11 protein-coding genes are annotated in these 12,047 nt (G+C 47.6%); all 11 read right to left on the reverse strand.

Annotated elements, in window-relative coordinates:
• Nucleotides 1-32: 32 nt before the first annotated feature.
• Nucleotides 33-1,001, reverse strand: a complete 969-nt coding sequence (locus tag LHUE1_RS01175) for an alpha/beta fold hydrolase (protein WP_049169125.1) — start codon at nucleotides 999-1,001, stop codon at nucleotides 33-35.
• Between the two features lie 47 nt (nucleotides 1,002-1,048).
• Nucleotides 1,049-2,245, reverse strand: coding sequence for an iron-containing alcohol dehydrogenase (locus LHUE1_RS01180; protein WP_049169126.1), 1,197 nt, complete (start codon nucleotides 2,243-2,245; stop codon nucleotides 1,049-1,051).
• A gap of 243 nt (nucleotides 2,246-2,488) precedes the next feature.
• Entirely contained in the window at nucleotides 2,489-2,680 is a 192-nt protein-coding gene (locus tag LHUE1_RS01185; RefSeq protein ID WP_010491756.1) for a hypothetical protein, read from the reverse strand.
• 730 nt (nucleotides 2,681-3,410) lie between these two features.
• The gene (locus LHUE1_RS01190) at nucleotides 3,411-3,824 is read right to left on the reverse strand and encodes a MarR family winged helix-turn-helix transcriptional regulator (RefSeq protein WP_277848169.1); all 414 of its coding nucleotides are present in this window, start codon (nucleotides 3,822-3,824) and stop codon (nucleotides 3,411-3,413) included.
• A 161-nt stretch (nucleotides 3,825-3,985) separates the two neighbouring features.
• Nucleotides 3,986-4,750: a zinc ribbon domain-containing protein gene (locus LHUE1_RS01195; protein ID WP_049169128.1), complete on the reverse strand. Its 765-nt coding sequence runs from the start codon at nucleotides 4,748-4,750 to the stop codon at nucleotides 3,986-3,988.
• Between the two features lie 195 nt (nucleotides 4,751-4,945).
• Nucleotides 4,946-6,034, reverse strand: a complete 1,089-nt coding sequence (locus tag LHUE1_RS01200; protein ID WP_049169129.1) for a zinc ribbon domain-containing protein — start codon at nucleotides 6,032-6,034, stop codon at nucleotides 4,946-4,948.
• Nucleotides 6,035-6,277: 243 nt separating this feature from the next.
• Entirely contained in the window at nucleotides 6,278-7,027 is a 750-nt protein-coding gene (locus LHUE1_RS01205; protein WP_065425653.1) for a zinc-ribbon domain-containing protein, read from the reverse strand.
• 391 nt (nucleotides 7,028-7,418) lie between these two features.
• Nucleotides 7,419-8,003: a MarR family winged helix-turn-helix transcriptional regulator gene (locus LHUE1_RS01210; protein WP_049169131.1), complete on the reverse strand. Its 585-nt coding sequence runs from the start codon at nucleotides 8,001-8,003 to the stop codon at nucleotides 7,419-7,421.
• 92 nt (nucleotides 8,004-8,095) lie between these two features.
• Nucleotides 8,096-9,877 (reverse strand): ABC transporter ATP-binding protein, encoded by a 1,782-nt coding sequence (locus LHUE1_RS01215; protein WP_191978399.1) that lies wholly within the window; start codon nucleotides 9,875-9,877, stop codon nucleotides 8,096-8,098.
• Nucleotides 9,878-10,074: 197 nt separating this feature from the next.
• The gene (locus LHUE1_RS01220) at nucleotides 10,075-10,536 is read right to left on the reverse strand and encodes an NUDIX hydrolase (protein ID WP_049169133.1); all 462 of its coding nucleotides are present in this window, start codon (nucleotides 10,534-10,536) and stop codon (nucleotides 10,075-10,077) included.
• An 89-nt stretch (nucleotides 10,537-10,625) separates the two neighbouring features.
• Nucleotides 10,626-11,999 (reverse strand): MFS transporter, encoded by a 1,374-nt coding sequence (locus LHUE1_RS01225; protein WP_049169134.1) that lies wholly within the window; start codon nucleotides 11,997-11,999, stop codon nucleotides 10,626-10,628.
• Nucleotides 12,000-12,047: the final 48 nt, after the last annotated feature.

Below are 12,047 nucleotides of genomic sequence, written 5' to 3' on the forward strand. Positions count from 1 at the left end.
ATTTTTTTGTTGGAACTCTGGTACCCGATCAATTACTGACGGCCAAGAGCGGCGCGTAACCGACTATCCTTTAACTTCAAGCGGATAATGGTGCCCACTTTTTCGGGTTCGTCAATCCACGGCTCGTGGCCAGCACCATTAATGGTCACCAGTTCGCCGCGCTGCACCACTGCGGCAATTTCCTGGCCAAGCTCCGGTTTGGCCAACGCGTCATTCGTCCCCCAAATAAGCGTGGTGGGTACGGAAAGATGCCGTAGTTGATCTTCACCGAGGCCATTATGCTTTTTCTCTGAGTTCATGCTGCGCAACAGGGACAAGGTCGATACCGTGTAATTCGGTAAGTGGTCAAAGGCATAGACGCACGCGGCAAAGCTTTGCGGCAACTTGCTGACCGCCACTGGATCAGTGCCCATGCGGTGCAGCGGTCCCCAAGCACGCTTGGCAGATTTGGGGATCTGGCGCTTCATAAACCACTGCCCCAAACCCGGCATCATCGCCATTTTGAGGATGCCAGGCGTTTTGGTCATTAACATCCGCCCTGGGTTTCCCAAAAGAATCAACTGATCAACGCGTTCCGGATGCGCTAATGCAAACCAGGTTGCCCAATGTGCGCCCATGGAATGCGCAATGATCGGCGCTGACTTCAGATCAAGCTTGTCCATGATTTGGCCGATTAAATCAACTGCAAATTGGTGCACGTCCACCTGTTCATGGTCAAATCCGTCGCTTAAGCCGCCACCTGGCCGTGCTAGCACAAACAAGTGATAACCGGCCAATTGCGGTAAAAGCGGTGCAAACGGGTAGGGATCGCCGGTATTGCCCGGAATGATAAGCACAGGATCCCCATGGCCAAATTCAAGCACCCTGACTCGCAAATTATCTGGTGGCAATTTAAACCAACGCGCCTTGGGTTTCAGGTTAAAATCCGCCCATAGTTGGTTCTCGGCGTTACGCGCTGCTTGAAAAGCGACGGAATCATGTTCAAGAATCGGTTGCGTCACAAACTTTCCCCCTCGTCAATCATCAAAAAATCACTCAAAACCATCAGCTATGCCGTTAAGCCGTCAGTCATAGCGGCTTGATAGATAGCCTTGACATCTTCTTCTGACAACGGAACATAAGCACGCGTCTCGAGTCTGGCATTAGCCACAGCAGCCGTCGCCATCGCATCAAAGTGGCGCTCATCTGTAATGCCGACTTCCGGCAGTGTCATCGGAAAACCTAAATGCTGGATCCAGTCAAAGGTCTCGTCAATTGCCGCTTGCGCAACGGCATACGTTTCGTCCCCTTCAAGATCCCACACATGGCGGCCAAAGCGGGCAAACATTTCAGCCGTTGTTGAATCCTTGGTCAATGCATATTCCATCCACCGCGGGGTCAAAATGCCCAGACCGACCCCATGCGTAATGTCATAATAAGCCGACAGCTCATGTTCAAGGCTGTGCACAGTCCAACCGTTTTCGTTGGCAACGCTCATCACGCCGTTAAGCGCCATCGTCGCACTCCACATCAAATTAGCCCGCGCATCGAAATTGTCCGGCTCTTTAACCGCAATCGGGGCCCACTTAATCACCGTTCGCATGAGGCCTTCCATCATGCCTTTGCTAGCGTCATTATTCTTGGAACGATCAAAATACTGTTCAAGCAAATGGCTGAGAATATCCATCGAACCGGCTGCGGTTTGGCGATGCGGAACGGTATATGTCAGTGTCGGATCAAGAAACGACACTGCGGGCGTATTCGGTCCGTTCGTGCCTAGCTTTTCGTGGGTTTCCGGATTAGAAATGACCGAACCGCTATTCATTTCACTACCGGTTGCGGCCAAGGTCAAAATGTCCACGACCGGTAACTGGGGCAACTTGTGCCGGGTCACGCCGCGATCTTTCACTAAGTCCCATGGATCACCGTCATAAAACTTTGCACTGGCGATGACTTTAGCTGCGTCAATTACCGAGCCGCCGCCGACTGCCAGCACCACTTCAACATCGTTACCTTTAACCAGTTGCTGGCCTTCACGAATCGAAGCGATTTTAGGATTAGGTTCAATCCCCGGCAATTCGGTAAGCTGCAAATCTGCGAGCAAACCTTTTACCGTATCGTAAAGTCCGGATTTTTTGGTTGAGTGTCCGCCATAAACAAAAAGAACTCGCGAACCAAATTGACTCACAGCATCGTGCAGTTCAACGTCAAGCCGACCCGTCCCAAAGCGTATATCAGTGGGATTCTTAAACCGAAAGTTCTTCACAGTGCCATCTCCATTTCTTTCACCTGTTATCAATTTAATTGTACCTTTATTGTGATTGAAATAGAAATGTTGATGGCGCTTTTTGTCGCCTTTATTAAATGACGTTATGGTAACGCGTTCAGCGGCGCAGGAGCCGATTCACGTTCAGCTCCCCATAAAGTGCTCCCGGCGCAAAGCCGGAGTGACTTGCGCTCACAGAAAAAAAGCCCGACCAAATAGTCGGACTCAGAGGTAAAACTCGTTTTAATGGCTGACTTTGACGGCATAAACCACGTGTATCGGCGTTGACCGGACACGTAATAGTCGGGCTGCTTCCTGGTTGCCGTGCGCGGCACGAATACATAACATGCGCCGCGCCTGTTTGGCCACTAGCAGTGTCGGAAAGTCTTTAGGAAATAATAGTGCAAATAACGCTTCATTCGACGCGCCAATCAATGATAAGGGACACCTTTCTGCTTGCTGAATTTGTGCATAGTGTAGCATGTTTCTTTGCAAGCGCCAAGGGGGTATTTGAGTTTTTTGTTATTTAAGTTAATCACATACTGCTAACAACGGTGTTTCAGTAGGTACATCCTGCAAATCTTCAATATATTGAGCTTCTTAACTTTGTTCAAAGATTTAGAAACAGCTTCCATCATTCAAATTCGGTTAGCAACTGTGACGTCATTTTAACTGGGTATTTATAACAACACCTGTGGCCTAGTTGATTCTTATTAACGGTATACGCATCAACCTGTAGACTATGTTTACGACCTAGAAAAGGACTAATCACCCATTTTCTTGGTCTAGCGGATTGGATGGCACACCCCTCAACACTTTTCTAGCAGTGGAGGTGTCAGCTATGCCAAATTCAGGAGAGGAAAGGGGTTCGCCGCGTTGGATGTGGCGTCGATTATCATCGCGCTAAGCCTACTGATCACCAGTAGTGCTAAAGCGTATGCGATAATCAAAAAAGCTAACCGCCAAAGTTAGCTTTTACCCTTGTCATCTGAGCCGTGTCGAGGTCATCGGGGGTCCATCCCGGTGGCCTCTTTTCAACCCCTAAGTTATACGTTAAACCTGGCCAATTCGTCAACAAGTCTCTTCTCAAACAAAGTAGACAAATAAACGCTAGCTCGCCTTCTAGCCCCGTATCTGATAGTTGTAATTGGCCCCTTAGTCGGTCTCACTGTAAGGCTACTAAAAGTTGCTTTAGCGTCTGCGTAAGCGCCTCAGGGTCCTTAACGTTCGTTGCAAAAGCCTTCTCCAGTACCTGAAATAGCTCGTGGACCTCTGCCGCCGCGGCTTTGCCTGCTTCGGTTAAAAAAAGCTGCCGCTCACGATCACTGTGCGGCGCCATGCGCTTTTCCAGTAAGCCTTGTTGGATCAACCGTTTCACCAAGTTGGACACGCTAGCCGGCCCGCGGCTCAAGTCGATACTGATTTGGCGTTGGTTCGTGCCAGGATGGGCGGCAACAAACGTCAATACCTTGGCTTGATCACTATTTAAGTCTAAATCGCTTAGGTGCTGGTTTAAAAAGTACTTCTGTAACTTTGCCAGCTGATAAATTAAGCCGGAAATATTCGATTCGGTTTGCATACATAACCCCCATGTCTACTAACATACGCTTTTTGGTTTTAAATGCAACAGTTTCATTAGCGCTCCTTCAGCCGACTTTTTAGCCAATTTAAAATCTACCTTGGTTCAAGGTAACAAAAAGGCATTTCACAAGCAGACTTTGCGAAACACCTTCTTAAAAACTAATCATCATCGTCTTGAATCAGTTCCCACTTACCAGAATCGTCGTCGTATTTGCTCATCTGATCATGAATTTCGTCATAGCGGTATTTGTTATGCAACTCACCATCATCTTTATCGTAAACATCAACTTCTTTCATATTGGTCGCCGGTGACGTTACTTCCACGCGATAGTCATCAAGGTCAAAGTCGTCGAGATCCGCAGCCATTTTGGCAACTTGGCGATTGCTCAAGTCACTACCGCCCGTTGTTGTGGTACTTTCGTGACTCTCCGCTGCTGCCGATTCACTCGCGTTGGCAAGTGATTCACTGGCTGCTTCTTGCGAGGCCGCGAGTGAACTTGATGCAGACGCTTGCGAAGTTGACGCAGACGCTGAAACAAATGAGGCTGACGAAGCATTCGCGGCTGAGGCGCTGGCGGAACTTGCCGCAGCCTCTTGCGTTTGCTGACTTTGATTCTGGAAAAATAGCACCGCGATGACAACGATAACGGCCGCAGCCAGAACCAAACTGACCATCAGCCACGGGCGGCGCGGTCCATTTGGCGCACTGCCATGACTGCGCTGCCGTCTTGAGTTTGGCGGCACAGCACCTTGCCCGGTTGGCTGTGACGTTGGGCCGACCGAAGATGCATTGGCATTGCTTGATCCGTTTTCCGGGTCCGTTCCCTGATGTTGTGACCGGTACTGAGCGAGATTAAACCCGCATTGATGACAAAATGTTTCATCGGCACTGACTTGCGCGCCGCAATTTGGACAAAACGCCATGATTGTTTCCCCTTTTTGATTGTGAGCGTGAGCCGGCGCGCTTAGAAGCCGGAGTATAAGTGGCCTTGGGCGTAATGGCCCGGGCTTAGGCCATTGCGACCAAGGTCCTTATACGCAGGCTTTTGCGCCGGCGAACGCGTTATGGTGATCGATCAATCACCTGGTTGATCCAAAAGAACTATTCAGCTTCTGATGTCAGTCTCGTGGCAACAGACGGGCCGTTACAAACATCACTAAGGCAGCCCCGATCCCAATCGAATAACCGATACCTGGACTCAATAATCCTTGGGTTTGATTACTGCCGCTACTCATCAGCGGCGCGTAAGCAAAGTAAAGCGATGCATAGCCAAGCAAGCCCAACATGCCACCCAACCGCATCATGCCGCGTGACCGGAAGAAACCAAACAACAAGCCCAATGCCGGGCCCAAACCTGCTAACACCAAGGCCAGATAAGGCAAATTAGCCTTCGCCGAACTGACGGTACCGGCAGCTGCAGCGGTTTCTGCTAACGTATTCGCACTGCGCACCAAATCATACAGGCTGCCGCCAACTGCAGTGGTTCCCACACCGCTGGCACCAAATGGCCACACATAGGCAGCAATCAGAGCTACAAAAGCAGCCAGTAAATAAGCAATCCAAATCACGCCACCGCGTCGTCGCGGTTTTCCGGCTAGCCGTGTCCACCAGTGTTGCGGCGCATTCGTCGTCATCCCCTGTGGCCACGGCGAGGTTGTCGATTGACCACCCGCTGCTGCAGTATAGTTTGCACCTTGCCCCGGCGCAGCGGATTGAGGCATCGTCCAAATATCATCATCATCTGGCGACTCATTACTGAATTTGCTTTGGTAAGGTGTCACCACTCGACGATTGGCGACGACATAAACTGCGACCGTGCTAATGACCGCCAGTAGCCAACCAATCCAAACGGAAAAACTGAAGACGCAAAAAAGGACCAGCGCCCCAATCAAGGTATACACGATATGTGTTGCCAGCCAGTCGAGAAAATGTTGAAAACTATCGTCCGTCAACACAAGGCTTTTCTTAACGTTCGCCGTTTTCTCCTGTTGGCGCCGTGATCGGCCTGCTGTTTCCCGTTGCGCCGCACGTGTCGTATCGCTTGCCGTCTGCTGCATTGTCGGATGGCTTTGCGTTTGCTGCGTTGCTGATTGAGCGGCTAAGCGCGCATCAAATTGCACCAAATCCATACCGCAATTCGGACAAAACTTCACCCCAGCCGGTATTCTAAAGCCGCAATTTGGACAGTACCGCATTTTTTCAGCCAAATCGGTGACCTCCATTCTGATATGTTTAATTCCATATTGCCTGCTTGGGGTGAAATAGTAAAGTTCCCGCAAAAGGTTTATTAAAAGTTCAAGTATAAGAGCCTCGTTCTCGAATGATTCAGAATTTTATCATTCTCAAAATTAGGTTGTCCATCACTAGAGAGATTGATGGCAGTGTATGTTTACCTTAAGTAACTATCGCTTCTGTTGACATACAGTTGCCTGATATCGCAACGAATAGTATCAGTTATCACCATCCTTGATCAACTCCCACTTGCCAGTTTCATCACGATACTGGCTTATCTGACCATGAATTTCATCATAACGGTATTTGCCATAGAGGCTGCCATTGGTTTTATCGTAAACATCAACTTCTGTCATACTGCTGGCTGGCACACTGAATTTAACCCGGTAATCTCGCAAGTCGAAGCCGCCATACTCTGCTATAGTTTGTGCTATCTGGTCGTTGTCAAGATCGTGATCTGTTAGATTTGCATTTCCAGATTCACTAGCATCTATGGCAGATTCATTAGCCTCTACTTCTGAATTTAGAGAATTCTCTGCCATTGTGGAAGCTTTTTCAGCAGAGCGTGATTGGGCAGAATCCTTGCTAGCCTCTTTCATGAATGAAGACACGTCAAAATACTCGCCGCTTTTAGATGAATCAGTTGCGTTGCTTACACGATCAAGGCGTTTTTGCGAATAAAACACACCTAATAAGAGCAAAACAAAAATACCAATCACGATAGCACCCATCACCCATGGACGATTCTTGTTCGGCCGATTAGACCGCTGTGGCGGAAGCATTTGACTTGCTGAATCCTCGCTTGTTTGTTGATGAGTTCGTGTCTTCAGCTGTGATTGCCGCTGCTTTTGTTGATTAACTGATGTCGAAGTTCTTCTAGCTCGAAACTGAGCCAAATTAAAACCACAATTATGACAAAAAAGTTCTTCAGAATCAACCCGCACCCCGCAATTTGGACAGTATTTCATTTTCAAATAACCCCTCCGTTATTTTAGCTAATACTTTTCCGGCGTTCTTCCAGAAGACTTCGTAAATATCTACAGCTTAATGTATCGGCCTAAAAGATTTGGCAAGACAATCTTACAACAACTTCGCTCATTGAAAACACTAATTATTTCAAGTGATGCTTTTAGCTTCTACATTTACACTGATAAGCAGTTAAAGTATTTGTAGATGTAGTGTCCCCTAAGATTGGCGGATGCGCATACAAAAAAATCGGCTTTAGTGACAAAACTCGCCCTTAAAGTCGATTCTTCAGCACAATTAACGAAATACAATATCAAGCACAGTACGCTTAGCAAAATACAACAGCGGAATCCTTCTTAAACCAGTGATATTACCATTTGCAAAATTTGATTTTTAAAACCGCGGCTCAAACCCCCGCGGACCGCCAGCACCAAAACTGCCCGGATAACCACGGCGAGGGCCATGATGACCGTGATGGAACCGTTCTGCCCACGCACGCATGTCATCAAATTGTTTGCCTTCTGGCCAGGTAAGGTCATCACGCGTGGCAAGATCCGCTGTCAGTTTATCGATTAATTTCAGTAAATCAGCCTGTTCCTCTTCAGACAGACCAGCAAAAATCTGGTCAGGTAAATCCGTCTTAAGTTTGCCAGTCGTTTCGATAAACTTTCGGCCATCATCGGTGAGGGCGATCAGTTGAACTCGCTTATCAGTTTCCGATTCATGCCGCGCGAGCAATCCTAATTCTTCTAATTTCTGAACCAGTGCAGAAACAGAACTAGGACGAATATCCAAAGCCTCAACCAAATCCGAGTTGGTTAACTCGCCCTTATCGTCTAATAAGCGCAACAATCGCAATTGATTGGGTTGCCGTTGCCGATCGCCAAATCGCAAACTGCTGGTCACGGCGCCAATAAACGCCCGTTTTTGAAGCAAACTGCCAAATGCTTTTAACAATGCTTCCGAAGTCTTTGTCATATTAAAACTCCTTTTTAGTTAGAAAACCATATGCCGAACTAACATCTTAACAATACTCCATTAGTTAGCCCTTGTCAACACTACCTATCTTTTTAGTCGCCGACTGCTTTTTGCGCATTTATTGGCACGGCTTGTCCAAATTGGTCCTGAACATATTCGCGATAAACTGGGTGCGTGGCGACTAATTCGTCATGAGTACCGCTGCCACTAACCGATCCATTTTCAATAAAATAAATGCGATCAGCGTTAACAATCGTGCTTAATCGATGGGCAATCACGATGGTCGTGCGTCCATGCATCAACTTATTCAAAGCTTTTTGTACCATCATTTCGGATTCGGCATCCAAGCTGGCAGTCGCCTCATCCATGATCAGAATCTTGGGATCCCGCAAGAACGCGCGGGCAATGGCGAGCCGCTGTCGTTGTCCGCCAGAAAGTTTCTCACCCCGTTCACCAACATTGGTATCTAATCCTTGGGGCATTGCGATTACAAAATCCTTTGCATAAGCCATGTCCAACACGTGCCATAATTCAGCGTCTGTGTAAGTTTTGGCGGCACCGTACGCTAAATTATAGCGAATCGTTCCTGCCATCACCGTTGCGTCCTGTCCCACCAAGCCAATCTGTTCGCGCCAATCATTAACATCAAGCTGCGCAATATCCTGATCTCCGATTAAAATGTGGCCACTGTCCGGCTCATAAAAGCGTTCCAAAAGACTGATGATGGTTGATTTACCACCACCGGAAGGACCTGCAAACGCAATGACCTGATTCGGTGCTGCCTCAATCGACACATCCTTTAAAACCGGCGTCTTGTCGTCGTAACTAAAGTTAACATGGCTCATGGTCAAGGCCTTGCCGCTTGCATCTGCCAATGGGCGACCTGATCTTTTTTCTTCTTCTTGTTGCAGCAATTCTTCCAGACGGGCGGTCGAGCCACTCGCCTTAGACGCTTCCGTGGAGAACTGCCCCAACGTTGAAAATGGTCCGATAAGCTGTGTCAGATACATCAGGAAAGCAAACAAGGTTCCCAAATTCATCGAACCCGTTGCCACCCGACTAGCCCCATACGCCAATATGCCAACAATCAGTGCCATCATAACCGTTGTCATCACTGGTTGGGCAATCGCGTCATAAACCGCTTCTTTCAAGCCTAAATGATACAATCGCTTAATTTGCGCATGTCCTGTTTGTTTCTCCGCTGCTTCTGCATTAGAACTTTTAACCAACCGGATTGCCCCTAAAACATCGCCTGCTTCTCCACTGAAAGCGGCCAGATTCTCTTGCCGGGAAAATGCGATTTTACGTGCTTGCGTGGCCACGGGTAAAAAGATCACAATCATCAACGGCACCGCTGCAAACATAATGATGGTCATTTTCCAATCCATCATCAACATGAAAATAAGTGCTCCCAGCAACTGCATCAACGCTGTCACCATTTGCGGTAAGGAATTAGCCAATAAATCTTTGACTTGGGTTGAATCGTTTACGAGTCGCGAAGTGATTTCGCCAGATTTGGTTTTGTCAAAGTAACTAACCGGCAACACCAGCAATTTTGTCCACAGTTTCTCTCGCAACTTAGCAACCACGTCTTCGCCGAAAAAGCCCAATACCGCGCCAGATCCAGCACTTAACAATGCTGATCCGATAAACAGTCCCAGCATGCCTATAACCAGCTTGGTATCAAGCGAATGGCCCAGCGTATTGATCAAAGATTTAGCCATTGTCGGTACGAGTAACTGACCAAGCGTCGCGACAATCCCTAACGTGAAGCCAAAAGCCAGTTGCCAATAATGCGGGTGAATAGCACTAAAAAGGTTCAAAAAGCCTTTTAAATTAAGTCCCTTTGATACTGCGGAATGTTGACTAATCATTGTCTCGTTTGCAGAACGTTGCATGATCACGTTGCCTCCTTAATCAGGATTCATATTAGTTAGTCTTTTAAATTTCTAACTAACAAGATACACAATAAACGCTTTGTTAGCCCCTGTCAATAAAAGCTAATAAAAAGGCCGAGGCACGCCTCAGCCCAATGTTGCTATTCAAATAAATAACCGCGGTACGCTTACTGCTAAGCCTGTGTTTGCAAGTAATCCCGGACGCAATCGATCATGTCACGCGTTTGCTGACTAAACAATGGCGGTAACGCATCAAAATCAAAATACCGTAACGCCAAAGTTTCCTTAGGGTCGGCATCTTCCAAACTTCCGCCAACAGGATTGACCAGATAAAACCGGCAGACAATCTGCGCCTGATCGCCATTCGGGTAAGTCGTAAACCCGCGATCAAAGGTATGCAGGACCTTGATCGGCTCAACCAGCAGACCGGAGTCTTCTTTCATTTCGCGTTTCAGCGTCTCAAGAAACGACTCGCCATATTCCATCATGCCGCCGGGAACGCTCCAGTTGCCGGCATCGGTCCGCTGCTGCAACAATAACTGCCCCTGATCGTTAACAACCGCACCAGCCACTGCATTGAGAAAAATGGGCATATGCCCGACCTTGCTGCGAATTTCTTTAATATAGTTTGCCACTTAACTGCCTCTTTTCACGAACTGTTTAAACTGATTATCAGACAGTTGAGCTTCAGGTGCAAGATTAGGCCACATACCTTCACTGACGTTTAAGCATTTTGACGCCATCTTAATGCGGACAAAATACCGATTAACGAAAGTCCGCCCGCGCCGACCATAGCCGCTTGAAACCCCCTTGAAAATTCAAGTGATGTGTCTGCACTGCCAATTGCATAGAAAATCAAAACTGAAATGGTGACCCCAATGGCACCGCCAAACAATCGAAACATATTGTACAAACCTGAAGCTTTTCCCAGATTCTTTGGGCTGACAGCACCCAAGACCGCTTTTTGCAATGCTGGCCCTGCCATTGAAAGACCAATACCTGCCAGACCAAGCGGCACGATCGTTAGACTATATGTATAACCATCGTGAACGATTAAGCCAATAAGCAAATAACCAAGCCCTTGCAGAAATAGCCCAAAGATCGCAATAAGCTGTTCTCCAAAACGATCCACGGCGCGACCCGCAAACGGGGCAACAAGAACCAGCATGCCCGTCCATGGCAGCATTTCCATTCCCGCAATCATGGCATTGACATGTCCAACCACCTGGAAAAATTGAGGAAGGAAGAACACGACTCCGTACATTGCGGCATATAGAAGCGCCGTCGCAAGATTAGCACCGGTAAATTGCCACCGCTGGAAAAAGCTTAAAGGAATCAAGGGAAAGTCTTCGCGTTTTTGTCGCCATACGAGTAACAACGCAAACAAAATACTTAAAACTGCCACAATGATAGCTGCTGTGGGGATTTTGACTGATTTACTTGCCGAAAGCGCCCAAATCAGACCTGCTGAAGTTAAAACCACTAAAAGTGAGTCAAGAATATTGATCTTTTGGGATCCGGCTTTGGTTTCAGGAAGCTTCTGTTGTGATAATAAGATGCAAATTAAACCAATTGGCACATTAATCCAGAAGATCCACTGCCACGCAATCTTGGCGACGATGATACCACCTAATGCCGGTCCGACAATAAGCGCCAGTCCCCCAATGCCGCTCCAAATACCTAGCGCTTTGCCGCGGCTTTCCACTGGTACGTTTGCTGTCAAGATGGCCATTGACATCGGCGTGATAACCGATGCGCCAACACCTTCAACAACCCGGGCAACAATCAACGACATAATATTCCCGGACAAGGCGCAGAGAATCGATCCAATAACAAAGATGAGCAACCCCAGTTCATAAACTTTGCGATGTCCCAGCCGATCGCCTATCGCCACACCAACCAGTAATACGGCAGCAATCGCAATATTATAGGCATTTAAAGCCCACTGCAATTGATCAACAGAAATAGAAAAGTCACTTCTAATAGCCGTTGAAGCAGTCGTCACAATCATTGAATCCATCATTGACATAAAAAAGCCAAGCGATGTCAAAAATAAGATCCAGCCTGTCTTTGGTTTTGCCTTTTCAGCATTTAACATACGAGCACGCTCCTCAATATTTAATAGTTAAACGATTGTTCAACTATT

Source organism: Lacticaseibacillus huelsenbergensis, from assembly GCF_029726355.1.
In the GTDB taxonomy this organism is placed as follows: Bacteria; Bacillota; Bacilli; order Lactobacillales; family Lactobacillaceae; genus Lacticaseibacillus; species Lacticaseibacillus casei.

What these genes read in the sequence shown, in the direction of transcription:
- LHUE1_RS01190 (WP_277848169.1), bottom strand. Translation starts at nt 3,824, where the DNA reads ATGCAAACCGAATCGAATATTTCCGGCTTAATTTATCAGCTGGCAAAG.
- LHUE1_RS01195 (WP_049169128.1), bottom strand. Translation starts at nt 4,750, where the DNA reads ATGGCGTTTTGTCCAAATTGCGGCGCGCAAGTCAGTGCCGATGAAACA.
- LHUE1_RS01205 (WP_065425653.1), bottom strand. Translation starts at nt 7,027, where the DNA reads ATGAAATACTGTCCAAATTGCGGGGTGCGGGTTGATTCTGAAGAACTT.
- LHUE1_RS01210 (WP_049169131.1), bottom strand. Translation starts at nt 8,003, where the DNA reads ATGACAAAGACTTCGGAAGCATTGTTAAAAGCATTTGGCAGTTTGCTT.
- LHUE1_RS01215 (WP_191978399.1), bottom strand. Translation starts at nt 9,877, where the DNA reads ATGATTAGTCAACATTCCGCAGTATCAAAGGGACTTAATTTAAAAGGC.
- LHUE1_RS01225 (WP_049169134.1), bottom strand. Translation starts at nt 11,999, where the DNA reads ATGTTAAATGCTGAAAAGGCAAAACCAAAGACAGGCTGGATCTTATTT.